The 26,836-nt window shown below is 65.7% G+C and carries 18 protein-coding genes; 5 read left to right on the top strand and 13 right to left on the bottom strand.

Annotated features, from left to right (window positions below):
• Positions 1 to 2 precede the first annotated feature (2 nt).
• From ACQR2C_RS11095 to ACQR2C_RS11085, 3 genes are all read right to left on the bottom strand, one after another.
• Positions 3 to 3,128 (bottom strand): NAD(P)-binding protein, encoded by a 3,126-nt coding sequence (locus ACQR2C_RS11095; RefSeq protein WP_434881118.1) that lies wholly within the window; start codon positions 3,126 to 3,128, stop codon positions 3 to 5.
• 360 nt (positions 3,129 to 3,488) lie between these two features.
• Positions 3,489 to 4,868 (bottom strand): ATP-binding protein, encoded by a 1,380-nt coding sequence (locus ACQR2C_RS11090; protein WP_434881117.1) that lies wholly within the window; start codon positions 4,866 to 4,868, stop codon positions 3,489 to 3,491.
• The gene (locus tag ACQR2C_RS11085) at positions 4,868 to 5,590 is read right to left on the bottom strand and encodes a response regulator (protein WP_434881116.1); all 723 of its coding nucleotides are present in this window, start codon (positions 5,588 to 5,590) and stop codon (positions 4,868 to 4,870) included. The genes ACQR2C_RS11090 and ACQR2C_RS11085 overlap by 1 nt, the downstream gene beginning before the upstream one ends.
• 326 nt (positions 5,591 to 5,916) lie before the next feature.
• Here ACQR2C_RS11085 and ACQR2C_RS11080 point away from each other — a divergent pair, with 326 nt between their 5' ends.
• Positions 5,917 to 8,280, top strand: coding sequence for a polysaccharide biosynthesis tyrosine autokinase (locus tag ACQR2C_RS11080; protein WP_409997942.1), 2,364 nt, complete (start codon positions 5,917 to 5,919; stop codon positions 8,278 to 8,280).
• Between the two features lie 66 nt (positions 8,281 to 8,346).
• Here the strand turns inward: ACQR2C_RS11080 and ACQR2C_RS11075 are convergent, their stop codons facing one another.
• From ACQR2C_RS11075 to ACQR2C_RS11065, 3 genes are all read right to left on the bottom strand, one after another.
• Entirely contained in the window at positions 8,347 to 8,607 is a 261-nt protein-coding gene (locus tag ACQR2C_RS11075; RefSeq protein WP_315802925.1) for a hypothetical protein, read from the bottom strand.
• A gap of 119 nt (positions 8,608 to 8,726) precedes the next feature.
• Positions 8,727 to 9,761 (bottom strand): OpgC domain-containing protein, encoded by a 1,035-nt coding sequence (gene opgC, locus ACQR2C_RS11070; RefSeq protein WP_434881115.1) that lies wholly within the window; start codon positions 9,759 to 9,761, stop codon positions 8,727 to 8,729.
• A 168-nt stretch (positions 9,762 to 9,929) separates the two neighbouring features.
• Complete coding sequence (locus ACQR2C_RS11065; protein ID WP_316237929.1) at positions 9,930 to 10,961, bottom strand: WecB/TagA/CpsF family glycosyltransferase; 1,032 nt, start codon at positions 10,959 to 10,961, stop codon at positions 9,930 to 9,932.
• A gap of 473 nt (positions 10,962 to 11,434) precedes the next feature.
• On the opposite strand from ACQR2C_RS11065, the gene ACQR2C_RS11060 reads away from it, so the two are divergent.
• Positions 11,435 to 12,826, top strand: coding sequence for an O-antigen ligase family protein (locus ACQR2C_RS11060; RefSeq protein ID WP_316180513.1), 1,392 nt, complete (start codon positions 11,435 to 11,437; stop codon positions 12,824 to 12,826).
• Positions 12,827 to 12,856: 30 nt separating this feature from the next.
• On the opposite strand, the gene ACQR2C_RS11055 is transcribed toward ACQR2C_RS11060, so the two are convergent.
• Positions 12,857 to 14,908, bottom strand: a complete 2,052-nt coding sequence (locus tag ACQR2C_RS11055) for a glycosyl hydrolase family 28-related protein (RefSeq protein ID WP_434881114.1) — start codon at positions 14,906 to 14,908, stop codon at positions 12,857 to 12,859.
• 180 nt (positions 14,909 to 15,088) lie between these two features.
• Between ACQR2C_RS11055 and ACQR2C_RS11050 the strand changes: the two genes are divergently transcribed.
• From ACQR2C_RS11050 to ACQR2C_RS11040, 3 genes are all read left to right on the top strand, one after another.
• Positions 15,089 to 16,039, top strand: a complete 951-nt coding sequence (locus ACQR2C_RS11050; protein WP_315802920.1) for a glycosyltransferase — start codon at positions 15,089 to 15,091, stop codon at positions 16,037 to 16,039.
• Between the two features lie 76 nt (positions 16,040 to 16,115).
• Entirely contained in the window at positions 16,116 to 17,387 is a 1,272-nt protein-coding gene (locus ACQR2C_RS11045; RefSeq protein ID WP_434881113.1) for an acyltransferase family protein, read from the top strand.
• Between the two features lie 208 nt (positions 17,388 to 17,595).
• Positions 17,596 to 18,372, top strand: coding sequence for an SDR family NAD(P)-dependent oxidoreductase (locus tag ACQR2C_RS11040; RefSeq protein WP_315802918.1), 777 nt, complete (start codon positions 17,596 to 17,598; stop codon positions 18,370 to 18,372).
• A 46-nt stretch (positions 18,373 to 18,418) separates the two neighbouring features.
• Here ACQR2C_RS11040 and asnB read toward each other — a convergent pair whose 3' ends face one another.
• The 6 genes from asnB to ACQR2C_RS11010 form a co-directional block, all read right to left on the bottom strand.
• Positions 18,419 to 20,359 (bottom strand): asparagine synthase (glutamine-hydrolyzing), encoded by a 1,941-nt coding sequence (gene asnB / locus ACQR2C_RS11035; RefSeq protein WP_434881112.1) that lies wholly within the window; start codon positions 20,357 to 20,359, stop codon positions 18,419 to 18,421.
• A gap of 113 nt (positions 20,360 to 20,472) precedes the next feature.
• On the bottom strand, positions 20,473 to 21,504 hold the full coding sequence (locus ACQR2C_RS11030; RefSeq protein WP_434881111.1) for an NAD-dependent epimerase/dehydratase family protein: 1,032 nt from the start codon (positions 21,502 to 21,504) through the stop codon (positions 20,473 to 20,475).
• Positions 21,501 to 22,559 carry a Gfo/Idh/MocA family protein gene (locus ACQR2C_RS11025; protein WP_434881110.1) on the bottom strand — a complete coding sequence of 353 codons (1,059 nt, stop codon included), beginning with the start codon at positions 22,557 to 22,559 and terminating at the stop codon, positions 21,501 to 21,503. Before ACQR2C_RS11025 ends, ACQR2C_RS11030 begins: the two co-directional genes overlap by 4 nt.
• The gene (locus ACQR2C_RS11020; protein ID WP_434881109.1) at positions 22,559 to 23,860 is read right to left on the bottom strand and encodes a glycosyltransferase family 4 protein; all 1,302 of its coding nucleotides are present in this window, start codon (positions 23,858 to 23,860) and stop codon (positions 22,559 to 22,561) included. Before ACQR2C_RS11020 ends, ACQR2C_RS11025 begins: the two co-directional genes overlap by 1 nt.
• Before the next feature lie 138 nt (positions 23,861 to 23,998).
• A complete protein-coding gene (locus ACQR2C_RS11015) occupies positions 23,999 to 25,498 on the bottom strand; it encodes a lipopolysaccharide biosynthesis protein (protein WP_316216140.1) in 1,500 nt (499 codons plus the stop codon).
• Positions 25,499 to 25,673: 175 nt separating this feature from the next.
• The gene (locus tag ACQR2C_RS11010; RefSeq protein WP_315802912.1) at positions 25,674 to 26,831 is read right to left on the bottom strand and encodes a glycosyltransferase; all 1,158 of its coding nucleotides are present in this window, start codon (positions 26,829 to 26,831) and stop codon (positions 25,674 to 25,676) included.
• Positions 26,832 to 26,836 lie beyond the last annotated feature (5 nt).

Below are 26,836 nucleotides of genomic sequence, written 5' to 3'. Positions count from 1 at the left end.
GTTCAGGCCATGGGGGTGGCCGTCGCGACGGTGAAGTCGATCTCGGCCCAGATGCGCGTGGTCGCGGTCAGGACGAGCTTGCCGTCGACGGGCGTGCCGAGCCCGAGGTCGCGAATGAACGGCAGGCTGTCGAGCGCGCTCATCTCGATCGTCCAGTTGCCCGATTGCAGTTGCCAGCTGCGCAGCGCCGTCAGGTCAAGCGCGCCGTTCAACAGCGTCTTGTAGCTCGCCGCGGTGAGACTGTCCGCCGACCGCGCCTGCTTGAGATAGAACACGGGAATCGGCAGGCCCCAGACGCCGCCCAGAAACGACGCCATGCCGGGCCCGGTCGTCACCTGCTTCAGCCGCTCGTCGTCGGCTCCGGCACAGAGCCGCCGGAACGCATCCGCCGGCGAGGCCACCGCGGTCGCGGTCGGGGGCGATCCGTCCGTGCCTTCGATTCGGATGACGCGCTGCTGGCAGGCATGGGCATCCGGCCCGTAGCAGGCAATCGCCAGCCCCGAGACGTCGAACGGGTCGTTCGATGGCGCGCTGGCCGGCTGGACGATGGTCGCGTGATATTTGGGAAAGCCCCAGACCTCCTGCCCCGCAACCACCGACCAGGCATTGTCGACGAACAGATAGGCCGGCACGAAGCCGATCGATTTTGGCAGCAGGGCACCCCGCTCATAGCTGCCGACCAGGAGCCACAGCCCGATATCGGTCTCGGACATCGTCCCCTGCTCCGCGAAGGGCGACGTCGCGGCCTGGCTCTCGCGCACCTGGATGACGTTGACGAAGGCCATGTCCAGCATCACGCGGAACTGGTCGCGGCCGGCGACGCGGTTGAAGGAGCGGTCGAGAAACCGCTGGCAGGCGCTGAGGTCGGCCGGCACGGCGAAGCCGTAGAAGGTCGAGTCGTTGCAGAGATAGGGCGCCGGCGGAAGCGTGATCCATCCGGCGTAGTTGACATAGGCGTTGGTGATGTAGGGTTCGGGACTCATCGAGACGATCGGAATGTAGACGCCCGACAGCGCCGACGCCGCGGCAAGGCCGGACATCGCCGCGACCTCCACGCATCCGGCGTTGATCTCAGGCACACGGGTCCAGTCGCCGGCGAGGAAGAGATTGTCGTAGCCGGACTTGCCGGGCTCCATCCGGTGCCGCAGCGTGCCCGGCAGGCTCAGCACATAGCGTTCGCTCGGATTGATGTTGGCGCGCCAGAACTGGAAATCGAGCCGCGCCGATCCGCTGATGTCGCTCGGCGCGTGCAGCAGATCCCATCGGAACGAGCTGCCGCTGCCGATGTTCGTCCAGAGCGTATCGAGCCAGGATGTCATCCAGTCCTTCGATGCGCTCTTCACATAATCCGCCGCCAGCTCCTCATTGTCCGGCGCGCTCTTGTCGCTCATGATGGCACAATAATAGGCGATCGAGCGCGGCCCCGGCGCCGGCCAGTCCTCGGCCGGCAGCAATTGCGACATGTCGGAATAGGTGTCCAGCGGCGGCTTGCAGGTGGTGACGATCGGCCCCATCGTCTCCAGCGACGGTCCAGGCGCCACATAGGGGCCGCCGAGATCCCCGACCGGGCAGTCGAGCCAGAGCTGCAGCGCCATGGTGCGCACGGTTGGGAGATTGCCGACCATGTCGGCCCAGGCCGGCTTCTGCTGCACCAAGGGCCGACAGATGTCATCGAGTGCGCCGACCGCGATGCCCAGCACCACCTGGTCGAAATCCTGACCGAGTTGCAGGCTGAGCCGCGCCGCCGGAGGCGGCTGCGGCGGGTTGGGAGGACCATAGGCGTTCTCGAAATTATAGCCCTTCAGCGCGTAGTACTCGCCGTTCTCGATCTCCTTCCATTTGGGCTCGGACGGCCAGCACCAGTAGTTCTTCACCAGGACCAGCGGATCATATTTGCCATCGACGAACTCGACCTGCTTGTCGATGTTGATGATCGCGATGTTGCTACCGTCCTCGGTCGGCTCGAGACTCGTGACCTTGTGGAAGAACTTGAAGTTCACGCCGCGCCGCGCCAGCAGCTGGTAGATCGGGGTGCAGATTGTATCCCCCATGCCGACGACGGACTTATAGAAGAACGCCCCCTTGTAGGTGAAGAACAGCCGCAGCAGTCCCTGAACGGCCGAGCAGGCCGACACCTGCTGCTCCGACGGCTCGCGGGAGCCGCTGCGAAAGGCGAAGATGTACTCATAGAGAGCGGTCACGATGGCGTTGTTGGCAGCCTCTTCATCCTGCTGCGCCAGAAAGCTGCGGAATTCGAACCTGTCGAGAACCTCCAGCCCATCCGTCAGGCAGTCGTTCTCGATGATGCCGAGCAGCATGCAGATGCCGAGATTGGCGAGGATCAACAGCCGGCGCAGGCCTTCCTCGAGGCCATCGATCTTCTGATGCTCCTTGACGATGCCGCGGAACGCACGGAGAAGCGCCGCCATGTCGCCCTGGGCATCGCGGCGGATCGCTTCGACGTCACTGTGCAGCTTTTCGCCGACGCGGTGAGCCAGCAGCAGCAGCGGATGGCCCTTGCCATTGGACGGGACCGCCGCCAGCCGGGCCTGCCGCTCGGCGGGCATGGCGGCGATCGCCTTCGTCAGTTCGGCATTCAGGTCACCCGGCCAATCCTCGAGATAGTAGTTCAGGTTGAAGATGATGCTGGCGATGGTCCGCAGCAGCAGGGTCGAGAGCGGTGGCACGATGTTGTCGGCGGGCGCCCACAGGCTATCCCGGCCGGGATAGACCGATTCGTCGACATCCGGCTGAAACCAGAATGGCCAGGGCAGCCATTGGCCGTCGGTATACTCGGCGTAGAAGATCTCGTTCTGCCGCTTGAAGGCATCATCGATCGTCCTGATCGGGTCGCTCGGCGGTGCATCCAGTGCCTTCAGCGCGGCACGCAGGATGGTGAAGGCGTTCTCGTAGAAGCCGGCCCAGATATGCAGCCCATGCTCCTCGATGCGCTGTCCCTGCTTGGCGTTGCGTCCGCTGGCGGTCTTGCCTCCGAGACGCCAGCCGAGCTGATACAAGGTGATCTCGTAGAGCTCGCCGCGCGGATCGATCTCGCTCAAGGCAAAGGCCGCACTCAACGCGCCGATGCCGCCGCCCAATATCGCCACGCGGGTCTTTCTTGCTGCCATGTCGATGATCCTGCCCTGACCTCGGACGTTCTCGCCCGGGCGAGCCGGAACGACGTCGTCCATCGGCGCACGAGTCCGCGGTCCGCGCGGCCCGTGCGGTTGAATGACATTCGGTACGATGGGTTTACAAAATCGGCGCCGCGCCCAGTTCAATCCGCGTGGCGATGCAATGAGGATGCATCGAATACCTATCACAATCTCCACGCGATCATCAAGCGGGCGCATCGTCGACGTCGCGTAAGGCGAAGACCAAGCCGCCGCGTCCTTCCCGCCCGCTACGTCGTTATCTCAACTTTTGCGGGAAGAACGGCGAATTGCCACCGCTTGAAGACAGCGCTCCGATCACCACGCTGCCATCGATCACGTCAGATCGGAATGCACATCGCCGGGCCCGTCGAGAAACAGCGGCAGCCGCACGACGATGCGGGCGCCGCGCGGCGCGTCAGTGATCTCGATGCTGCCACGATGCGCCTCCACCAGCGTCCGCACCACCGCCAGTCCGAGCCCGGCTCCTCCGGTGCCACGATTGCGCGACGTGTCCAGGCGCGTGAACGGCTCAAGCATGGCCTTGCGCTGGTCGTGCGGAATCCCGGGCCCCTCGTCATCGACCGTCAGCACGGCGTGCTCCGGCCGGCGTTGCAGCGAGACGTGCGCCGCCTCGCCATATTTGAGCGCGTTGTCGACGATGTTGGCGACGATCCGGCGCAGCGCGACGCGGTCGCCGAGCATCAGCAGCTCGCGTCCATCGCCCGCAGCGTCGAGACGCACCCGCGCCCGGTGCGCACGGCGATCATCGACCTCGGCCCGCACCAGCTCGTCGAAGGCGATGAGCTCCTGCGGCAGCTCGCCGGCCCCCGCCCGGCTCGCGAGCAGCGCGTCGTCGAGCAGACGGATCATGTCGGAGATATCGACCACGGCGCGCTGCCGCTCGGCGTCGTCCGGGATCTGGTCGATACGCAGCCGCAGCCGCGTGGCGAAGGTGCGGACGTCGTGAGCAATGCCGCCGACCAGCGCCATGCGCGCCTGCATCAGATCGGCGAGCCGGTCCTGCAGCCGCCCGAACGCCGTGACCACGGCGCGCACCTCGGGCGCGTTGCGGCGGACGTCGGGCAGTGGCACCGCCGCTCCGCCGAGGTCAACCCGGTCGACGGCGGCGGCAAGGCGTGCCAGCGGCCGCGTTTCGCGCTGCATGATGAGAAGCGCGAACAGCGCGACCACCGTTCCGAACAGGCCCGCGCCGAGTCCGATCGGCAACCCCTGCTGGGTCAACACCAGCGACGAGCGCGAATCCACGACGAGCACGTCGCCGCCGTTCAGGCCGATGCGGAACTCCAGGGCATTCTGCGGCGCCCGCGAGAGCCGCGGAAACCACCGCCCCTCCGGCTCCGGCACGGAGGTGATGGCCAGCGGGCGCGCACCGAGCGCCTCGGCATAGGCCTCGCGCAATCCGGACCGGACCGGCGCGGGCTCCGTCCGCGGAAGCCGGACCGCCGCGTCGGCCCCGACCAGCCGGACCTCGAAGCGGTCGGAGGACACGGCATCGACGACCCGGCCCCGCTCCGTCCGGGGCGTTCGCTCGATCAGCTCGGCGAGCGCGGCCAGCCGCATCGGCAGCGGCGTCGCGCCTTCGAGCTCCGCGGTACGGGCGCGGTAGAACCGCGCCAGGGTGACGATCCAGATCGCCAACAGGCCGATGATGACGATGAGGCCGATACGCATCGCAAGCGTCAGCCGCATCATCACGCCACCGGCCTCACCGTCGCCGTGAACAGGTATCCGCCGTTGCGGACGGTGGTGATCAGGTTCGTTCCCGGGCTTGCGGCCTCGAGCTTGCGCCGCAACCGCGAGATCAGCATGTCGACGGTGCGGTCGAAAGGCTCGGCGGAGCGGCCGCGCGTCCAATCCAGGATCTGGTCTCGGCTCAGCACCCGCCGCGGCCGCTGCACGAAGCAGGCGAGCAGGTCGAACTCCGCCGAGGTCAGCTGGATCGGCGCGCCCTGCGCATCCGGGATCTCGATGCTGCGGGCATCAACGTCGAGCACGAAGCGGTCGAAACCGAAACGCCGGCTCGCGTCTCGCGGCGGGCTCGCCTGGGCGCGCCGCAACAGCGCGCGCACGCGGGCCAGAAGCTCGCGCGGCCCGAACGGCTTGACCATGTAGTCATCGGCGCCGAGCTCCAGCCCGACCACGCGATCGATCTCGTCGCTCTTGGCCGACAGCATCAGGATGGGAATGTCGTCGCTCGCCCGCAGCCGGCGGCAGATCGAAAGCCCGTCCTCTCCCGGCAGCATCAGGTCGAGAATGATGAGATCGGGGCGCAGCCGCCGCAGCACGGCATCCATCGCCGCGGCCGTGGCGGCGACCTCGATCTCGAACCCTTCCCGGCGCATGAAATCGCTCACGAGCCGGCTGATCTCCGGGTCGTCCTCCACCATCAAAAGCGTGGCCGCAGGCATGCTCATCGCCAGGACTGATGCCCAAAACCCGTGGCTTGGCAATGGTCCGGCGACGGCCGTTACACACCGTTACGCCACGGCCAAATACCGAGACGCCGGCGAGCGGGACGCCGGTATCCGACGGCCGGAGAAGCCCTTGCTGGCGCGCGGGCGCGCTCCACACCGGCGATATTTAATTCGAAAGGCCACTTGCTGAGCAAAACCTTATTTAATATAAATTAAATCAAGCGACAGTCCCAGATCATTTAATGGCTCCGAATATATAAATTCTCGTTCTCGCAGGCAATCGGACGGCTCCGACGTCCGAAACGCAACTGATGAAGCTTCAAAACATGCTGCACAATCCCAACGCGAGCACGGCTGCCTACCCCCCTCAGCAGGAGCAGGGCTGGGACCGGAATGGACCCGGGCCGTTCGACATGGCACTGGGATTCCTGCGCCGGCACTATCTGGTGATTGCGATCACCACGGTGCTTTCGCTACTGGCAAGCTTCGCCCTGCTGAAAATCCTCCCGCCGACCTACTCGGCGGACGTCAAGATCATGCTGGGCACCTCCAAGGCCGCGGTCGTGCAGCCACAACCTGCGGTTCAGGACGAGCCCCCGCTCGACATGGAGTCGCAGATCGAGATCCTGAAATCCAAGTCGATCGCGACCAGCGTCATCAACCAGTTGAACCTGGCCGACGACCCCGACTTCAACGGTAAAGGCAGCCCGCTGCACGGTGCGGTCAACGCGGTCCGCAGGCTCGTCGGTTTGGCGCCGGAGCCAAACGCGCCGTCCATGGACGATCTCCTCGACGAATTCCAGCGCCGGATGAACGCCTTCAGGATCGGCACCAGCTCGGTCGTCGAGGTCGATTTCAGCGCCAGCGATCCCCATCGGGCGGCGATGATCGCCAATGCCATCGCCAAGGAGTATTTCGATCAGCAGCTGAAGGCGGAGGCCAACGAGCAGCGCACCATCACGGCCTGGCTCCACGACCGCCTGCAGGACCTCGGCAACGACGCGACGACGGCCGAGCGCGCCGTCAACGAGCTGAAGAGCCGGTACAATATCGTTTCGGCAGACGGCAAGCTCATCGACCAGCAGCAGGTCACAGAACTCACCAACCGTCTGGTGGCGGCGCGCACCCATACCGCCTCGCTGATGACCCGGCTCAATCGGTTCGACGACATGCTCGCGACGAGCAATGCCGATATGCCGGTCGACCGCATTGCCGCCGTCTCCGACTTCTCCCCGGCGGAACTCAGCGGCAATCTCAATCCGCCGGACGGCCTCTCCTTGAGCAATTCCAACAGCACGACGATCATCAACAGCCTGCGTCAGCAATATCTCGATAACGCCAAGCGCGAGTACGAATATGCTGCGAAATATGGCAACGATCACGTCGCCGTCGTCAATATCCGTGCGACGATGAAGAGCATCCGTCAGGCCATGCTCGACGAGGTGCGGCGCCTTGCCGACGTCGCCAAGCATGACTATGCGGAGGCCAAGCAGCAGCAGCAGGAGATCGAGAGGCAGCTGGCGCAAGCCGTTGGCAAGTCGCAGGACACCAGGGCCGCGGAGGTCAGCATCCGCGAGCTGGAGACGAGCGCCAAGAGCTATCGTGCCCTCTACGACACCTTCCTTCAGCGCTACATGGGCTCGGTCCAGCAGGGCTCCTTCCCGATCGCCAAGGCGCGTGTGATTTCCGCCGCCACGCCACCGAAGAAGAAGATCAAGCCGAAGTCCATCGTGCTGATGGCGATCGGCCTGTTCGGCGGCCTGGCGCTCGGCGGCGGCCTTGGCCTTCTCGCAGAGGCCAAGGACCGCAGCTTTCGAACGACCGATCAGGTCGAGGATCGCCTGCGCCTGCCCTGCCTCTCGGTCGTCCCTCTGCTCAAACGAGGCGAAGTCGACAAGTTCACCAAGAAGGCGACGGCCAACGCCGTTGCCAAGGTCGAACCGGACGGCAGCCGGCGAATGGTCTCGAGAGGCCCCGGGACCTGCTGGGCCGCATCCGCGATGCCCACCTCGCGCTTCGCCGAATCCATCCGCTCGTTGAAAGTCGCCATCGACCAGGACCCGAACCGGACGTCGCGGAAGGTCTTCGGACTGACGTCCGCCCTGCCGAACGAGGGCAAGTCCGTCATCGCCGCGTCGCTGGCGCAGTTGGTCGCCAATTCAGGCAAGCGGGTGATCGTGGTCGACTGCGACCTCAGGAATCCGTCGCTCTCCGCCATGCTCGCCCCCGATGCCGGGACCGGGATCGCCGACATCGTCTCGGGAGGGCGTCAGCTCGCGGACGCCGTCTGGACCGACCCGGTGACGCGCCTGGATTTTCTGCCCGGAATGGGCGCCGCACAGCGCGACACCAGCGATATCCTCGGCAACGAGCAGATGCGCAAGCTGTTCGAGCAGCTCCGCGAAGCCTATGACTACGTCATCGTCGATCTTCCGCCGCTCGCCCCCGTCGTCGATGCGCGGGCCATCTCGGCGCTGCTCGACAGCTTCGTCCTTGTCGTGGAATGGGGACGGACGCCCGCCGAGGTGGTCGAGCATGCGCTGAACACGGCGCCCAACGTCTACGATGCCCTGTTCGGCGTCGTGCTCAACAAGACCGACATGAAGGCGCTGAAGCGCTACGCCAATCACTTCGGCGACTACTACAACCATAAATACTATGCTCGTTACGGGAGCGTGATGGCCGAGTAGGTCCATCGGCGCGCGCCGGCCGGTGCGCGCCATGGACGGCAACCGATGACGGAGATCGATCGGCCGTCAGCGCTGGTGCTCGGCGCGAATGGATGGCTGGGCGATGCCGGCACGCTCCAGAGCGCTGCGAACGTAGATCCCCGAGAGATAGCCGACCTGGACTGCAACCAGACCGGCGCCGGCATAGAGCGCGGCCGGCAGCCCGCTGATGATCGACGCGGCGATGCACTCCATGAAGACGACCGCGGCAAGCGCCAGCAGCGTGCGCACCGTGAACATCGTCCCGGCAACCACGCCGGCTGCAAAATGAAGCGCTATCACCCACATCTGTTCATGCCTCCTCGGGCGTCTCGAGAGGCTAGCGGCCAATGGTTAGCGATGAGCTAAGCCGCCCGGGAGGATTCGAACAAGCGCATCGGAGCAACACTTTCAGGCGAAAGATGCGCCTACGGCCCGCTGAGCGGGTGCAGCATTGTCTGGCGGTTCTGCCAGTGCGCCCGGTAGAGCCAAAGCACCGCGGTCACCAGGACGACATCGAACAGACCCATCACGGTCTGGCCGTAAACCTGCGGGTGGACGCCGCCCACGAGGAGCGCGAGTTTTACCGATTGCCGCACCACCTCCGACCCGAGGAACGCGATCAGCGAGTTCTGGCCGACGTTGAGGATGAGCGCGACTGCCGGCGATCGCCGGGTGCGCGCGTACACCGCCCACAGCAGCGCCAACAGCAGCGGCAATGTCCAAAGCAGGTTGAGGAGCTTGTCGAACCGATAGGGGTATTTTTCGCCGTTGCTGGGAAAGCCGAGGCTGTAATCGAGCAGCAGCCCGAAGATGAAGATCCCCGCCAGCGCCGTGTAGAACGCGGGTCCGATCAGACGGTTGGACCGATGAAGATCTCCGAGCCAGATACCGACGACGAAGAACATCTGCGCCTGGAGCGAGAACAGCAACAGTATGGCGGCCGGATTCTCCAGCTCGGCGGCCGTGCTCGTATTGCTGAACCAGGTGCAGGCCACGAAGATCGCAGCAGACAGCGCCAGCACCAGGAGCCTGCTGCGCTTGAACATCGGCAGGATCACCGGCAGCAGCAGGAAGATCAGCCCGTAGAACTTGAGGATGGTGATGGCGGTCGGCTCGGACTGGAACGTCAGCACGTCGAAAATCGCCTGCCCCACCGGCTCTCGCTTCTTCCCCAGAACAGCCATGCCGATCGCGACCGGCACCGAGATGACGAAATAGGCGGCGAGCACCTTCAAGCCGCGGACGACGAGTTCTCCGTGTCTCTCCTTGTGCAGGTAGACGTACCCGACCATGAACCCCGAGATCACGACGAACAGCTCGGCGAAGGGATTGAATTTCGTGAACAGATCGACGGAGTCCGGAAAGACGTTGGCCGTGTGATGATAGAACACGAACAGCATCGCGCAGCTTCGATAGAAGTCGATCAGAAGCTCGCGCCGCTTTCCGCCGGCTGCGCTCATCGGTCGAGCTCCGAACATGCGCCGCTCCATGGGCGACGATCGGCCGATGGGCGCCAGCCGGACTGACGACTCCGACAATCCTTCGCAACGCGGGCAAGCGTCGCGGCGGCGATCATCGAACCATCGACTGCTGAAGCCGTGATGCCACCGATGACAGGCCTCCCCCTCTCATTGCCGGTCCAGACCGCCGAAGCGGAAGATGCGGGCCATCAGCGGCGAAACGCCCACGAAGGTCGCGGTACAGCCCTGGGCTTCCAACTGCTTCCTCAGCATCAGCAGCAATCCAAGGAAACGCGCATCGATGGCGCAGACGTTGGAGAAATCGACCGCGACGGGCTTACGGGACGCCGTCGCGGCGCGGAAAACCGGAATGGCCCGGTCGACGTGGCGCGAGTCGGCGGGCCCCGACAGGCTGAGCGTGACCGCGCGTGTCCCATAGTCCTGCGTGATGGTCAGCGCCTCACCCCGCTCATGCGTGCGGCGCATCCACCAGGTCCACACCACGAACGGCAACACGTGGGTGAGCATGAGGCCGAGCATCGCCGTGCCGTCGTTCCAGTAGCGGCGCCAGAGATAGGGCTCCTCCTTGATGCGCCACAGCCACTCGAAGCCTGATCGGCGCAGGAACGCCGGTGCTCGCTTCACGGTGCCGGCCTGGAAGTTGAGCGCGGCGCCGAGGTGGGCGCGAACTGGAATCTCGAGACGCTCATGGTTGCGCTGCAGCCATGATTGTCCCTTCACGCTGCTGAGCGAGGCAACCAGGAAGTCCGCCCCGCTGGAATTGATCTCGTCGATGATGTGATCCCGGCTCAGCTCCTCGGCCGACAAATAACCGGGGTTCGACCAGCCCACGCACTGCAATCCCGCCGACTGACCGTTCAGCGTCCGGGCGGCCCGTTCGGCGGCCCCCTCCGGGCCACCGAAAAGAAAGAGCTTCAGCGCGCTTGCCGGCGCGGCCTCCGACTTCAGCGCGTCGAAGATGTCCGCGCCGGCCGTCCGGCTCTTGATCGGAATCCCGAGCAGCCTGGCGATCCAGACCACCGGCATGCCGTCCACCGTGCAGAGATCGCTCAGGATCAGCGACTCCCTGAAACTCCTGTTCGACTGGCTGGCGACAAGGAAGTTGAGATTGGGGGTCGAAATGAGAAGCCGCGTTCTTTGTTGAGCAGCATCGCGGATGCGGCGCAGCACGCCGCGCATGTTGATGGCATCGACCGGTATTCCGAGGACGCAATAGACGTCGCGCGCGAGGTCGTCGGGAATTGCGGCGTCGGCCGGGGCGACAGCATCGACCTCCGGCCGATCGCGACCCGCCCCGGAGCGCCCCACGCGATAAAGGGAGGATCCCGGCTCCTGCAATTCATGCGTGGTCAGCATCAACCGCTCTCCCTCAATCTGCCCCGCCGCACGAGGATGCCGGGCCGCGGACCCTTGCCGCACCTCCCCGACCGAAAAACGTGCGACCTAAAAGCCACTATTTAATTTTAAATCACATGATTTATTTAATACGATTTATTTGTGAATGCCAGAGCAGATTTGCGGCGCGTCCGCAGCGATACCTTCCGAGCACGCGTCGAAGGTTCTTTTATTTAATTCCATTTCTGGATAATATCATGGACGGTATTCCCGGCGGCTGCCGGGGGCCGCCCCGTTCGAATATCCGAGTGAGATTGATGCCGAGAATTGCAGCGAGCACGTCGATGTCGGCCGGGCCGCAGGCCTCCGCGGGGACGTTCGACGTCTGCGCGCTGATTCCGGTCCTCGCCTTCGCCTACTCGTCGCTCATTCAGCCGCTGATCTATTTCAGCTTCCCGCCATCGCCCGGACTCCAGGGCTTGCTCGAGAGCAGGGTCGAGAACCGGGTCTTCTGGCCTGTTCTCGCGGCCGTCGCCATCATCGTTACGATGCAACGCCTCGCCCGCGGCGAGCGGTTTGCCGTTCCGCCCAACATCATCAGTCTCTGCGCCTATTTTGGATTGGCTGGCGCCAGCATTGCGTGGGCATTCAAACCCGAATTCGCCTTCGTCCGTTTCGTCCAGGAAGCGATGGTCCTCACCGCCATCGTGCTGCCCGCCCTGCTATCGAGGCCGAGCGCCGACATCCTGCGCGGCATGTTCCTCTGCTTTGCAGCGGGGGCGATCCTCAATGTTCTGCTGATCCCCGGCGGCTACGCGACCTACGCGCAGTACGGCAACGCGCTGGTCGACATCGGTTATCAGGGCTACTTCTCGGGCAAGAACCTGCTGGGCGAGTTTGCTGCCATCGCCTTCCTGCTGTCGGTTCACGAGCTGCTCTATCCCGGCACGCGCCGCGCGCTTGGGATCGTCGTCGCCGCCGCTGCCGTCGTCCTGATCTTCTTGTCCAGTTCGAAGACCGCGCTCGGCCTCGCTCTGGTCGCCCCGATCCTGGCCGTCCTGACGCTGGCGCTTGCGAGAACGCTGCGGGTTGCACCGCTTCTGATCCTGATGGCGATCATCCTCGGCTACTTCGTGGTCGGCGAGCTCGCGGGCTTCACGACCGGCCGCATCGCCTATCTGCTGACGGGTGATTCCAGCTTCACCGGCCGGACGACCATATGGGCCTTCTCGAATCTGGAGATCGCGAAGCGGCCGCTCCTGGGATGGGGCTATCAGAGCTTCTGGCTGGTCGGCGCCGACGCACCAAGCATCACCGATGCGCCCGGCTGGGTGAAGGCTATGCCGAACTCCCACAACGGCTACTACGATGCGATGCTGGAGCTGGGCTATGTGGGCTTTGCCTTTCTCCTCGTCTTTCTGGCGGCCACCGTTCACGTCATCGGCCGCGTGATGAAGCACGACTACAAGCGGGCGTGGATCCTGCTGTCCGTCGCGCTGTTCGTCATGCTCTACAACCTGCTCGAAACCCTGTGGCTGCGCGCGTTCGACGTGACCTGGGTGGTGTTCGTGCTCGTCACGGTCGAGGCCGCGCGATACTGGCGGAGGTCACAACAGAGCATGCCCGCCGCTCAGCCGGCGAACAGGCGGCCGGCTCGTTGGAGCCGTACACGGCCGGCTTGGCGCCCGCGGCTCGGCGTCCGCACCTGACGGAAACCCGTTGGACGTCTCACGCCCGCTCTATTGCGTTGATCCCGGCGCGGCCGCGAATGGCGCGCCCGCATCGAATCTCGCCTTGGCCGGCAACGTATGCAGCTTGGTATCGCTGGTCGGGTCCACCCAGGGCCACGGATGATCGCCGAAAAAGCCGGGTTTGGCTCTGAGATACAGCGACGCCGGCAGCGGCTGCGCCGCGAGAGCGTCGGTCCAGACCACCTTGCCGGTGAGATAGTCGAAATTGCCGCCGCGGATCACCGTGGCCAGCGTCTTCGGATCGGGCGCCATGGTCCATCGCTCCGGGTCGTAGCCAAGCATCCAGACGTTGCCGACACCGCCCTGCCCCCAGGCGGCCGTGCCGGCCCGCATCGATGGATCGTCGTACACCCAACCGCTCATGCGTCCCGGCTGGCCCAGCACATTGCCGGCGAACGAATCCCACCACGAGCCGTAGGCGAGACCCACGGCCCGGATGCCCGAGCGATCGACGAAGCGCTGGCGCTGGCCGGTGAGATGGTTGCGGAAAAAAGTGAGATAGATCGCGTTGCCGTGCGTGTAGTCGCTGTCGGCATTGTGGGACAGATTGCCTTCGAACAGGACGTGATGCGCGCCGGCCATGTGCGATGCGTTGATGCCGACCTCGACCCAGCCGGGATTGTCGAAATCGAACGAGTCGTCGGCATAATTATAGCCGACGACGCTGCCGGCGCCCGACGACCGGAACACCATGTTCTTGCAGACATCGACCAGGATGTTGTTCTCGATCAGGACCTCCGAGGAGCCCGCCGCCAGGCTGATCGCGTAGCCCGCCCCGCCCGGCTGCGGCCACGAGCCGGCGTGAATGTAGGAGTCGCGGAGCTCGATCCGGAACGAATTGTTGATCGCCACGCCCTCGCCGAGCCATTGTGTCACCTCGACGGATCTGGCCCAGGAATAAGCGGCGGCTTCGAACCGCAACGCGCCGTCCGCCCCGCCGATGATGCTCAGATCTTCGACACCCACCCTGGCAACGTGGATGTCGCGATTATTGGCGGCGTGGCGACCGCTGTTCGGGTCGGTGCTGTAGGGCGTGAGCTGCGCCTGGTGATCCCTGCGATAACTGATCGTGAGCGGCGAGGTGAATGTCACCGTGCTGCCGGTGACCGAGGCGATCTCCTTGATCTCGGCGGTCGCCCGGTCGGTCCGGGCGAACCACGACATCGATTTCGGCAGCACACCGGGGGTCTGGTCATATGGACCTCCGGCATTCGCGCCGGCATTGTCGTCCCCCGGCTGAACCGGATCGTGCATGTTCCAGGCGACCCGATCGCCTTGCCAGACCTTCGCTCCCGCCGGAAAGCCGGCCGGTGTCGCCTGCCACGATGCGCCCGAGACCTCGTCGAGCAGAACGAAATCCCCCGGCTTCAGGTTCGCGGTGTTGGCAAGGGTCACAGTCGACGTTCCCTGAACGCCGTCGGCCAGCAGGTCCTGCGACGCGCTGCTGTCGGGGCCATTGTTCCAGCGCGAAGGTCCGACGATGATGATCGGCTTGGGATCATAGCTGTACGTGCTCGGATCGACCGGCGTCAGGATTCCCTTGGTGCCGGCAATCACGGCCGACGTTCGTGCCCGTGCACCGTTGGTTTTCACCAGCCTGGTCACACCCGCGCCCGCGCCGCGCAGCGTCACCGGCCGGCTGATCAGGAGCGGCTCGTTGACGATGAACGTCCCGGGGCCGAGCATCACCACCTGGCCGGCGGGCGCGGCGGTCAGGGCGGCCTGGATCGCGCCGCTGTCGTCTCTCCCGCTCGGAGACAGCGCGCGATAAATGATGGTGCGGTTCGGAATACCGCCGGCTGACATCAGCCCGGGATTCCAGGCTGCGAGACGCTCCACCGGCAGCAGATTGCCGGCCAGTGACGGCCCGGCGGACGCGGTCGGCTCGGCGGCTGCGGCAATGCCGCGGACAGACAGCAGGGCAAGCGCCGCCGTGAGCAGCGCCCGGATGCAGGCGGCGTCGATCCGGCGCGTCCCACGCGCGACCGGCCGGGCCGAAGCCTGGGTGCAGCCGGGGATCACGGGGCCGATGCCATCCATGTTAACCTCTTGCAGGACCGGTCACAGCGAACGAGGGCGCCGATTTAAAAACACCATGACTTTGACACGCGCCCTGACATAATATTAATTCACGATTTAATTTATTGAAAGGCGGCCGGCGACGCCCCTGCTCGGCAGAGATTCGTCGCAATCTTCCGCCTTCGGCAAGGGATTTGATACGTGACGCCATCGCGCCGCTACCTGCTCATCTCGCCCTGCCGGGACGAGGCCCAATACCTCCGCCGGACTCTCGACAGCGTCGCTGCGCAATCGGTGCCGCCGGCGCTGTGGATCGTGGTGGACGACGGATCGACCGATGACACCCCGGCCATTCTCGACGAGTACGCCCAGCGCCTGCCCTATCTGCGCGTGATCCGCCGCGCCGATCGTGGCGGACGCAAGGTCGGGCCCGGCGTGATCGAGGCGTTCTATGCCGGGCTGGAGAGCGTGCGGCTGGAGGATTTCGACTATCTCTGCAAGCTCGACATGGACCTCGATCTGCCCGCGCGCTACTTCGAGCTGCTGATGGAGCGGATGGAAAGCGATCCGCGGGTCGGGACCACCTCGGGCAAGCCGTGGTTCGTCCATCCCCAGACCGGCGCGCTCGAGCCGGAGGTCTGCGGCGACGAGATGTCGGTCGGGATGACCAAGTTCTACCGCGTCGCCTGCTTCCAGGAGATCGGCGGTTTCGTGCGCCAGGTGATGTGGGACGGCATCGACTGCCACCGCTGCCGCATGCTCGGCTGGATCGCCGAGAGCATCGACAGCGAAGCGCTGCGCTTCATCCATCTGCGGCCGCAGGGCGCCAGTCACAAGGGCATCTGGACCGGGCGGCTGCGCAAGGGTTTTGGCCAGTACTTCATGGGAACGTCGCCGCTGTATCAGTTCGCGGTGGCGGTCTATCACCTGCCGGCCTATCCCGCCCTGATCGGCAGCACCGCGATGCTGTGGGGCTATTTCCGGAGCTGGCTGACGGGCCTGCCGCGCTACGACGATCTCGAATTCCGCCGCTTCCTCCGCGCCTACCAGCACGCCTGCCTGCGCCTCGGCAAGCGCGCCGCCACGGCCCGGATCAACGCGGAGCGGGCCCAGCTCTGGCGGGCCAGCCACGCCGCGGCCGACACGCGATGACGCTCGGCGGCCGATCGCCGCGGCACTGACACGACGATTACGAAGCTACGTGTTTCTCCGACTCCGTCTGGACAGCATGGCCAAGATTCTCGAGCTCAGCCGCCTTCGTGCCGCGTCCGCTCTACCGCCGATGACGGCGCCCGGCGACGGGACGACCGCGCCAGCGGCATCACGCGGAACGAACATCAAGGGCAGTGCATCCACGCTTATTTCGTCACTCGACGGCATCCGCGCGCTGTCGGTGCTGATCGTGGTCCTGGGCCATTCCGGACTTCAGGCCATCGTCCCCGGCGGCTTCGGCGTCACCATCTTCTTCTTCCTCAGCGGCTTCCTGATCTCCACGCTTATGCTGGCCGAGCATGAGCGAACCGGGGGGCTCGACGTTCCCAGTTTCTATGCGCGGCGCGTGTTCCGGCTGATGCCGCCTCTGCTGCTGTCCCTGGCGATCGCCTACGGCCTGACCGCCGCCGGCCTGCTGGACGGCGGAATGACCGTCAAGGGCCTGGCCGCCCAGGTGTTGTATTTCGCCAACTATTACGGCCTGTTCTTCGATCCCGGCAACACGGTGCCCGACGGCACCGGCATTCTCTGGTCGCTCGCGGTCGAAGAGCATTTCTACATCGTTTATCCCTTGCTGATGACGCTGCTGCTCGGATCGGCGCTGCGGCCGCGCACCATCGGCGCGCTGCTCGGGCTCGTCTGTCTCGGCGTCCTCGCCTGGCGCTTCCATCTCGTGCATGCGCCTGGGTTCTTCTCCGACCGCACCTATTACGCCTCGGACACCCGCATCGACTCGATCGCCTATGGCTGCATTCTGGCGCTGGTCATGAACCCGGTGCGGCAGCGCTCTGCCTCGGGGCGGATGTCGGCGGCCCAATGGGCGCTGCTGGCCGGCGCCGTCGCGGCGCTGCTGGTCTCGCTGGTCTACCGTGATCCGGTGTTCCGGGAGACCGCGCGCTACAGCCTTCAGGGCCTGGCGCTGATGCCGTTGTTCTATTTCGCGGTGCGTTTCGCCGACGCGCCGCTGTTTCGTGATCTCAACCGCTCCTGGGTGATGACGCTCGGCACCTATTCCTATGCGATCTATCTGATCCACAACGTCGTGATCCGAACGATCGACAAGAACCTGCCCGCGATCGCCGCCAAGCCGTACCTGCTGTTTCCGCTCGCGCTCCTGATCTCCGTCATCTACGCGGCGGCGATCGAGCGCTTCATCGAGCCGTATTTCAGGCAGCTCCGGCACAAGTTCAGGCCTGCGCCTGCTGCCGGAGCGGTGCATGACGCGTCCGGCGCAGACTGGCCGCTCGGCAACCGTCTCGCCGAGAGTCCGACGCCGCGCGCATCCTGAGCGGATCGGCCCACGTCACCGCTCGATCGGCTGCGGCACACAAATGCGTCAAATTGTGCAATTTAAATAATTAGTCCCGCATTTAATACTGCGACCCGGGCGAATGAATACTTTCGGGGACGGGTGGATGCGGATCGCGCGCGCGGTTGCACGACGAATTCGGCGAAACACGCTCGGTCCCCTGCCGGACGATCCGGCGCTGCGCCCGTTGAAGTCCCCGCTCCAGATCAATCTCTCGGGCAAGGTCGCGCTGGTCACCGGAGCGGCCGGAGAGCTCGGCCGGCCGATCGCCCGGACGCTCGCGGCCTGTGGTGCGAAGGTCGCGATCCATTATCTGACGGCGCGGGCTGCCGCCGAAAGACTGTGCGAGGAGCTGAACGAGCTTCAGCCGCAACATGCCTGCACGATCTCGGGCGACGTCGCCGAGCTCGAGGACGTGCAGGCCATGCGCCGCGCCACCGAGCGCGCGCTCGGTCCTGTCGATATCGTCGTGAACAATGCGGTGACATGGTACGACGAACGTCCCGTGGTCGAGCAGACACCCGACCAGTTCGACAAGGTGTTCCGCTCTTCGGTCCTGCAGGCCTGGGCGACCGCGCGGGTGTTTTCCGGACCGATGATCGAGCGGAAATGGGGACGCCTCATCTCTCTCGGCACGGAGATGACGAGCCTGGCCCTGCACAACCGCGCGCCATACACGGCGGCCAAATGCGCCATGGACGGCATGCTCCGATCGCTGGCGCGGGAGCTCGGAGGGCATGGCATCACGGTGAATCAGGTCGCCCCGGGCTGGGTCATCTCCGACAGGGACCGCCGCGACCGCGACGAGGTGCAGCCGCTCTACGAGCGGTCAGTGCCGCTCGGGCGGCGTGGCTACGATCAGGACGTCGCCAACATGATCGCGTTTCTGGCCTCGGACCTCGCCGGCTTCGTGACCGGCGTTCGCGTGCCGGTGTGCGGCGGAATCGTCATGCCGGAAGCCTGACCACGCGCGCTTCGATGCAGCCAGCTCACCTGATGTCGATCGCGCCTCAGCGGAAGACGCGATGACGGTGGCACCAACGCACGAACACGTAGATCGACCAGACGCGCGACCAATAGATCCCCGGCGCGCCATCGAGGAAGGCGCGCCAGAGGCGCTCCACGGCCGCAGGCTCAAGCCCCACCGGCGCAATCGCCTGCGGGTCGCGCAGGGTCCGGTCCATCGCATCCTGCAGGCCGCGCCGTATCCAGCGATCGAGCGGCAACACGAAGCCGCTCTTCGGCCGGTCGAACAACGACGGATCGAGGCCACGCAGGCCGATCCGCCTGAGCATCGCCTTGCTTCGCAGCGGCGCGTAGCGCGTCGCATCGGGCAGCCGGTCGACGCTTTCGAACAGCACCTGATCGACCAGCGGCACCCGCTGCTCCAGCGAGGCCGCCATGCTCGCCACGTCATTGTCGCGCAACAGGCGCTCGCCGAGAAACAGGCGCTGCTCCATGACGCTGATCGCCGACAGCGGGGTGCGCGCACGGGTCTCCGCGGTGATCTTCGCTCTCATCGCGGCGGGCAGCCCATCGTTCAGCGTGTCGACGAGATCAGGCGCGAGCAGCTCGCGCTGAAAGCCGGGGAGGAACAGCGCATAGGCCATTTGGTACAGCGCCAGGAGATCGTCGCCGCACCGGACCATCTCCGGCAGCTTGGCCCAGCGCGTCTGCGGCGCCACCGTCCCGCGCGACGGCGACAGCATCTGCGCGGCCAGTTTCGCCGCAGCGGCTTTGACGCCGGCCGGCACCCAGGCGGTGCGCTCCGACCATCGCTGCAGGATGGGCAGGTCGCGAAATGACGTGTAGCCGCCGAACAGCTCGTCGCCGCCGGTCCCCGACAGCGCCACCGTGAAGCCTGCGCCGCGGATGGCGTGCGACATGAAGTAGGAGTTCAAGCCGTCGAAGGTCGGCTGGTCGAGGCTGTCGAGCGCGGCATCGAGGTTGTCGACGAAGTGCTGCTCCGTCAGCACCACCTCATGATGCTCGGTGCCGATGGCGGCGGCGATCTGTCGCGCGATCGGCCCCTCGTTCAGCTCCTGCTCCTCGAACGCTAGCGTGAAGGTGTGGATCGGGCTCCTGGCCGCACGCTGCGCCAGATTGGCCATGACCGAGGAATCGATGCCGCCCGAGAGAAACACCGCCAGCGGCACGTCGCTGGCGAGGTGCAGCCTCAGCCCCTCCTCGAGGATCTCGGCAAGCTGGTCCTCATCCATCGTCGGATCCGGAGCCCGCTCCGGGATCGACCAGAAATCCTCATCGCGGACGGTGTTGCCGACGCCGTCGAATGCGGTGAGATGGCCGGGAGGCAGCAGCTCGACGCCCTTCACCGCGGTACCGGGGCCGACCACGAAACCGTTCCAGACGCCGCTGGCGACGGCCTGCGGATCGAGCTGGGCGCTGCCCAGAAGGCCCGACGCCAGGAGAGCACGCAGCTCGGATGCGAAGGCGACCGACCACCCCGCGTCCGGGTTCGAGGCGCGGGCGACGTACAGCGGCTTGATGCCGAGCGGATCGCGCGCCAGCAGCAGCCGGCGCTGCTTCGGATCCCAGCAGGCGAACGCGAACATGCCGCGCAGCCACGCCACCGCCTCCGGCCCATGCAGGCCGAGCGCGCGCAGCATCACCGCGGTATCGCCCGTGGAGCTGAAATGCTGGCCGTCGGCGACCAGACGCTGCCTCAGGTCGGCGAAATTGTAGATCTCGCCGTTGAAGACGATGACGTGCCCGCTGACCGGGTCGATCATGGGCTGCACACCGGCCGGCGACAAATCGAGGATCGCGAGCCGGCGGTGCGCCAGCAGCGCGCCCCAGCCACGCTCGTCCGCGGGCGAGGTCCAAATTCCGCCGGCATCCGGACCGCGATGGAGCATGGCGTCGTTCATCCGCTGCAGCGCGGCGCGGTTGTCGTCGTCCACCCGTCCGATGATCCCAGCGATGCCACACATCAGAACAATCCGTTTGAGACGCGCGACGTCAAAATGACGGACGGCACGGAATGGCCTCGCCCGCGAGATCGCGGACTAACAGGGCACGGGCATCGCTGGACCATTGTCGGCCCTCAAATGGAAGCAGCCGTTCCGGACGACCAGGACGCCGGCGCTGGTGCCGACGCCGGCAGCGGACCGTAGGTTCGCGCCAGGCATTGTTCGTAGTCGAGCGGCGGCGTCCAGCCGAGCGTCTCCCTCAGCTTGCGATTGTCGAAGCGCAGCGGCTTGAGCATCGCATCGAATTTCTTGGGCGTCAGGATCGCCGGCACTTTCGTGGCCCGCCTGAACACGGTCGCAAACGCCAGCCGCACGACGCTGCTGGCCAGCCAATGAGGGATGGGCAACCGCAAGCCGCGCGCGCCGGTGCCGCGCATGTAGTCCGACAGATAGGACCAGACCCGCTCGCCGGGACCATCCACGACGTTCAGCGTCTGGCCGATCGCCCGCGAATCCCTGGCCGCCAGCGCGAAGACGTCGGCGCAGTTCTCGACATGGGTCATCGGGATGCGGGTCAGCGGCCCGATCACGACGTGGTGGCGTCCGATCTGCTGGCCGAGCGCGGCGAGATAGCCGTGGCCGCGACCCCAGATGAAACCAGGACGCAGCACGGTGAGGTCCCAGCCATGCGTCTCGACGTAGCGGCGCGTCACCCGCTCCTGCCACCATTTGGCGACGGTGTATCCGCCACGGGTGTAGACGTCAGGTGTCTGCTGCAGCGGCGCGCGTTCGTCGAGGACATCGCGCGTCGCCGTGTAGTCGTAGACCGAGAAGCTGCTGCACAGCACGAGCCGGCGGCAGGCACTGCCCGCCATCGCCTCGAGCAGCCGCTCGGTTCCGCCCACGGTGCCGGCGAATTGCGCGTCCTCGCCGCCGGAGACCACGGCCGCCAGATGGATCAGCACGTCCACATTCTCGAACGCGCCGACAAGGTCGCGCGAGGTGCGCAGGTCGGCCCTGACGACGTCGACCGACGACGGCCAGCCGAGCGCATCGACGCGCGTCGCCGGGCGGACCATGGCACGAACCTCGATACCGCGGGCGAGCAGCGAATCGACGACATGCCGGCCGAGAAAACCGTTGGCGCCCGTGACCAGGGCTCTCATATCGCCAGCTCCCTCATGTCCGCCTGCTCGGTCGGCTTCATTGCCTCGACCATCCGATTGACCGCGAGGACGTCCTCGATCGTGATCGGCAGGGCAGTTCCCGCGCCGAGCGCCTGATAGGTGCGCGCCAGACACTCCCACAGCCCCTCATAGGCGCCCGGGCCCTTGAACTTGCGCAGCAGGGTCGAGAGCGCCGCGCGGCGGATGTCGCGGCCCTCCTCCAATCCGCTGAAGAACGGGCGCAGCGGCTTCGGCACGTTGCGCGGGCCATCGAAGGTCAACCGCGTTTCGAACAGATTGGCGGTCGCCTGCATCCGCTCGCCATAGACCCGCAGCCAGAACGCGTCGGGCTGAGCGCTGGCGCTGAAGCCGAGCGTCGCCGTGCCGCGCTCGGCTTCGACCACACAGCGAAACTCGTCGTACGGCAGCGGCGACGGCTTGCGCTTGCTCCAGACCGTCTCCGCCTTGCGGTGCGGGCCGACGAACGCATGTGACAGCGAGGCGAGATGCGGCAGGAAGTCGGCGATCGCGCCACCCGCCAATTTGAGCGCCGGATGCGGCGAGTTCGGATCGGCAAAGCCGTCGGGGCCGAGGATGTCGAGGCAGATCAGCACGTCGACATGGGTCACTGCGCCGAACTCGCCGGTCTCGATCCGGCGCAGGATGTCCTGCGGCGCCCGGTTGAAGACGTAGTTGTAGTCCTCGACGACGTGGCGGCCGGTCTGCTTGGCGCGCAACGTCAGGGTCTGCAGCTCGTCGAAGGTCGAGGTCGCGGGCTTCTCGACGATCACATGCGCTCCGGCCTCCAGCGCGTCCATCACGAGCCGGAAATGCGAGGTCGGCGGCGTCGTCACATGCACCACATCGGGCCGCACCGTCTGCAGCATCGCGCGATGATCGGTGAACCAGGACGGAATCGCGTAGCGCTCGGCCGCGGCCTCCGCGGTCGCTGGCGACAGGTCGCAGATGCCGGCCAGCTGAACGCCCGGCAAGGTGTTGAGGCAGGCAAGATGCTGGCGGGCGATCTGCCCTGCCCCGATGAGCACGGCCTTCATCACGAACTTGCCTCCAGGATCTCGCAATAAAAGTCTTCCAGCGCCTGCGCCGCCGCGCTCCAGGCATACTTCTCGACCGCGACCTGCCGCGCCGAGCCGCCGATCCGCGCCGCGAGATCGGGCTCGGCGAGCAGCCCGCTGACCGCATCTGCAAAGGCATCCGGCTCGTCTGCGATGAGGATGTCACGCCCGGGCATGGCCTCGATGCCCTCGGCACCCAGGCTGGTCGAGACGATCGCCTTGCCCATCGCCATGGCCTCGACGATCTTGAGCCGCGTGCCGCCACCGAGACGGAGCGGGACGATCACCGCCGCCGCGGCGGCGAGGTGCGGCCGCAGGTCCGGCACGAAACCGGTCAGCTCGATCCGCGGCCCGGCCAGTGCCGTCAACGCCTGCGGCGGCCGGCCGCCGATGATCTTGCAGCGCGCATCCGGGTGCCGCGCGGCGATGCGGGGCCAGATGTCCTGCACGAAATGCGTGACCGCATCGATGTTGGGCACCGTCGACAGCAGGCCGAAATAGACCAGCGTACGGCCGTCGGGCGCGGGATCGGTACCGCGCGGCTGATAGAAGTCGACATCGGCGGCATTGGGGATGACCGCCGTGCGGGCGTTCGGAATGTCGTCATGCAGACGCTTCTCATCGTCCGTGCTGCAGAGATAGACGCCGTCAGCTTGGCGATAGGCTGCGATCTCCTCGCGGCGCAGCTTGCGCCAGTTCGCGCCGGCATAGAGCCGGCGGCCCAGGCTCGCCCCCGTGGCCGCGAACTGCCGCGCCAGATCGTAGGCGATCTCATGCGAGTCCACGATCAGCCGCGGCGGCGTTGCGCCTGCCGGCGCCTGACGGAACAGGCAGTGACCGAGATAGGGAAATTCGAGATTGACGATGTCGAACCGCGTGGACCGCAGCACCCGATCCAGCACCCGCTGCAATTCCGGCAGGGCCACGCGCAACCGGTCGAAGCTCCGCACCGAGACCAGCGAGCGCAGCTGCAGCAGCCGCTTCGCGAGACCGTCACGGCCATAGGGGTTCGGCACCAGCACCACGTCGCGGCAATAGGACTGCATGGCCAGCCGGCACTCGTCGATGTCGAAGGCGTCATCGACCAGCATCACCGCCGTGAGGTCGTGGCGGCGCGCGAGCTGGGTCATCAGCCCGTGCATGCGCGCCTGTGCCCCGAACCGCGGCGGGCTCGCCGGCATATGCGAGACGCAGAGGATGCTGAGCCGCCGTCGGTCGGCGAAACCGGCCACCGACCATTCGGTATCGCGCTGCGCCGGCGGCGCAGGCTCGACCTCCATCACATCCAAGCCTTGGTGGTTGTCGCGGGCCATGACCATTTAAAGCATTTAAATCACGGGATATTTTATATGTGGCATTTAACGATTGCGATAGTTAATCGCGACGTGCGGTGCTGTCCGAGGCCCCTTCGTTCCATCTCAGCGCCTGCCGGCGAAATCATGGATGATCGTACCTGCGATCCTGAGCGGCTCGCGGACCCGGAACATTCCGACCACGATCGCGAGATAGAGACAGCCGCAGAAGCAGCCGGACAGAACCATGCGCACGAGCGCGGGATAGGCTCCGAGAAGCGTCGCTTGCATCCACCAGCCCGCAGCCGCAGTCGCAACGGCGCCGACGGTCTGCGGACCGACGGCCCGGATCACCAGTTCCGCACCGATCCCGATCGGACGTCCGGCATACATCACCGACGGCAACGCGATCAGCGAGTATCCGGCCACGACGCCCCAGGCGACGCCGACCGGCCCAAAGGGCAGCCCGGCCAGCACCGCAACGACCTGCGCAAAGAGAGAGATGATGCCCCAGGTCTGCCAGCGGTCCGCCCTCCCGAGCGACAGATGCAGCCAGCCCTGCGAGCCCTCGACGACGTGCGAAATGCCGCGCAGCGCAATGATGCTGAGCAGCCCTCCCGCAGCCTGCCACTTCTGCCCCAACAGCACGACGGTGAGGTCCTCCGCGGTGACGGAGAGGATCGCCGCCGCCGGCATCAGGAAGAACGCCAGCATCGAGAGTGCCACCTCGTACTTCTGCCGAAGCGCAGCCGGATTCGCCTGCAGCTTGCTCAGCGCCGAGCTTCCCACCGCATGCGTCTGATTGAGCGCCGCATAGATCGAGTTGTCGTACAGGTTCATCGCATTCTGGTAGTAGCCGACCTGATCGGGCCGGTAGAGCAGCCCGAGCGCGATCCGGTCCACCGCCCGCGACAAGGTATAGGCCACGGTGAAGCCGACCACGTGCAGCCCGAACCGGACCATCGACCTCACCTCAGCATCGAAAACGGGGACGCCGGGCCTCCAGCGACAGGCCGACCATGCGGCGACCACGACGCAAATCGATGTCACGACGGGACGAATGACCAGCGCCCAATAGCCGTAGCCCTCGAACGCCATGGCGACGGCGGCAACCGTCCCTGCCAGCGTGCCGAACAACTGGATCCGGCCGATGCGACCGAACTGCAGCGTGCGCCGGAGCAGCGCCATATGCTGGTTGGTCAGCCCGGACAGCACGAAGGTGATCGCGACGCAAAGCGCGATCGGCTCCAGTCGCGGATCACCGTAGACCCAGGCAATCAGCGGGCTGGATGCCGCGACGACGATCGCCACCGCAACGCCGATGCCGGTGCTGACCCAGAACAGGCCGCTGACCTGGGCCGGCGTGATCCTGCTGCGCTGAGCGGTGGCATCGAGCAGGCCGAAGTCGATCAGCAGCGGCGCGAAGCTCGTCAGCACGGTGACGATGGCGACGAGCCCGAAATCCTCCGGCGCGAGCAGCCGGGCCAGGACGATGGCCGCTCCGATCTGGAGCACGGCATTGCCGTATTGGATGACGATGGAAATCAGGCCGCCGCGCAACGCACGGCGTCCGAGATCGCTCGATTCCCGATGTTCCTCGAAGTAAGCGGCGACGGCTTCCGACATCTCCGTTCAATCGCTTTCAATCATCGTAACCAACCTTTCGATTCCCAGTCACGGCCAAACAGATCCGTCCAGGGCAATGAAAATCCGATCGTCGAAAATGCAGCCGGTATAAAATAGCTCGCGGAGGCCGCTGGAGCGATGACGCCACTTTGTGGCGGAGAAAAGGATTGAAACGTCACTGCGCCAACAATACCGGCTTGCGATTTAATTCCTGCTCGCGAGCCATCCCCGAGCCAGCCGCCATCTCCGCCAGCCTCTTCAGCCGATCCTTGCGGGCAGCGAGGCCCGGCATCGGCTGCAGACCCGTGGCCTCCAGGATCGTCTCCCACCGATACACCCAGTCGTGCCGCATCAAGGTCTGGGCCATGCCGGTTCGCCGCATCCGGTCCTGGCGGACCGGATCGCCGTCCAGCTCCCTGATGACCCGGTCGATGTCGGGCGATGTGTGCGGCACGTCGATCATCACCTCGGGCCAATCGAACAGCCGCGGAAACAGGTCATTGTCGGGACGCTCGCCGAGCATGATGGCGCCCGCCGCCGCGCCCTCGAAATACCGGTAGCCGAACTCGACTTGCCGCCCGGTCTCCTGCGGCTCGTCGAACTTGCCGGGATTGACCAGAAAATACCTGCTTCTCTTGGCGAGGTTTGCCATCTGCGTCCGGTGCTCCCGGAGGTCGATGGCCTGGCTGCCGCCGATCGTGTCGTGGAGATAGAACAGGCCGCTCTGCTGCGCCATCGCGAGCAGCGACTGGTGGGTGACACGGGAGCGACGCCCCATGCTGAAGACGTCGATGACCCTCTCGGGCGGATCGGGATAGGGACAAAAGCGGATCGCGTCGATGGCGAGCGGAAGATGCACGCAAGCCTTGCCGATCTCCTCGCCGAGCGGCTTCACCGTGCCGATCTGGAACGGCATCACGACATCGAACTTGGCGAGGATCTTCAGGAAATGCCGGTGCTTGGCGATCTCTTTGATCCAGAGCTCGTCCAGCAGACACACCGAGGTCCCGCACGCACCTCTCAGATCCTCGATCGCGTCGAACATGATCAGGTCCTGCGGGAACCCGCAGATCGCGAACAGAACGTCGTATTGCTGCTGCGGCTTGATCCGCGTGAGCCCGGGATTCAGCAGCACGGGCGCGTGGTAGCCCAGCCGGGTCGCGAAGCTCGCCCGTCGGCTCGACGGGTCGAGTTCGGGCGCGAACAGCTCGGCGGAATCGACCTCGCAGATGATGTCCTCGAACTCGACATGGGGACCGCGGTTGAGGGCTTTGCCGAAGATGTTTCGGAGTGAGAAGACGGCGATACGGGGCTTGCCCGGCTGCGAACTCATGACGC

It is taken from the genome of Bradyrhizobium sp. HKCCYLRH3061, from assembly GCF_051168015.1.
In the GTDB taxonomy this organism is placed as follows: domain Bacteria; phylum Pseudomonadota; class Alphaproteobacteria; order Rhizobiales; family Xanthobacteraceae; genus Bradyrhizobium.
Note: the sequence above shows the minus strand (reverse complement) of the source record. Positions and strands in the feature narration are given on the sequence as shown.

Excerpts from the sequence above, each read along its gene's own strand:
- ACQR2C_RS11095 (WP_434881118.1), bottom strand. The coding sequence starts at position 3,128 with ATGGCAGCAAGAAAGACCCGCGTGGCGATATTGGGCGGCGGCATCGGC.
- ACQR2C_RS11090 (WP_434881117.1), bottom strand. The coding sequence starts at position 4,868 with ATGATGCGGCTGACGCTTGCGATGCGTATCGGCCTCATCGTCATCATC.
- ACQR2C_RS11085 (WP_434881116.1), bottom strand. The coding sequence starts at position 5,590 with ATGAGCATGCCTGCGGCCACGCTTTTGATGGTGGAGGACGACCCGGAG.
- ACQR2C_RS11080 (WP_409997942.1), top strand. The coding sequence starts at position 5,917 with ATGCTGCACAATCCCAACGCGAGCACGGCTGCCTACCCCCCTCAGCAG.
- ACQR2C_RS11075 (WP_315802925.1), bottom strand. The coding sequence starts at position 8,607 with ATGTGGGTGATAGCGCTTCATTTTGCAGCCGGCGTGGTTGCCGGGACG.
- opgC (WP_434881115.1), bottom strand. The coding sequence starts at position 9,761 with ATGAGCGCAGCCGGCGGAAAGCGGCGCGAGCTTCTGATCGACTTCTAT.
- ACQR2C_RS11065 (WP_316237929.1), bottom strand. The coding sequence starts at position 10,961 with ATGCGCGGCGTGCTGCGCCGCATCCGCGATGCTGCTCAACAAAGAACG.
- ACQR2C_RS11060 (WP_316180513.1), top strand. The coding sequence starts at position 11,435 with ATGCCGAGAATTGCAGCGAGCACGTCGATGTCGGCCGGGCCGCAGGCC.
- ACQR2C_RS11055 (WP_434881114.1), bottom strand. The coding sequence starts at position 14,908 with ATGGATGGCATCGGCCCCGTGATCCCCGGCTGCACCCAGGCTTCGGCC.
- ACQR2C_RS11045 (WP_434881113.1), top strand. The coding sequence starts at position 16,116 with ATGGCCAAGATTCTCGAGCTCAGCCGCCTTCGTGCCGCGTCCGCTCTA.
- asnB (WP_434881112.1), bottom strand. The coding sequence starts at position 20,359 with ATGTGTGGCATCGCTGGGATCATCGGACGGGTGGACGACGACAACCGC.
- ACQR2C_RS11030 (WP_434881111.1), bottom strand. The coding sequence starts at position 21,504 with ATGAGAGCCCTGGTCACGGGCGCCAACGGTTTTCTCGGCCGGCATGTC.
- ACQR2C_RS11025 (WP_434881110.1), bottom strand. The coding sequence starts at position 22,559 with ATGAAGGCCGTGCTCATCGGGGCAGGGCAGATCGCCCGCCAGCATCTT.
- ACQR2C_RS11020 (WP_434881109.1), bottom strand. The coding sequence starts at position 23,860 with ATGGAGGTCGAGCCTGCGCCGCCGGCGCAGCGCGATACCGAATGGTCG.
- ACQR2C_RS11015 (WP_316216140.1), bottom strand. The coding sequence starts at position 25,498 with ATGTCGGAAGCCGTCGCCGCTTACTTCGAGGAACATCGGGAATCGAGC.
- ACQR2C_RS11010 (WP_315802912.1), bottom strand. The coding sequence starts at position 26,831 with ATGAGTTCGCAGCCGGGCAAGCCCCGTATCGCCGTCTTCTCACTCCGA.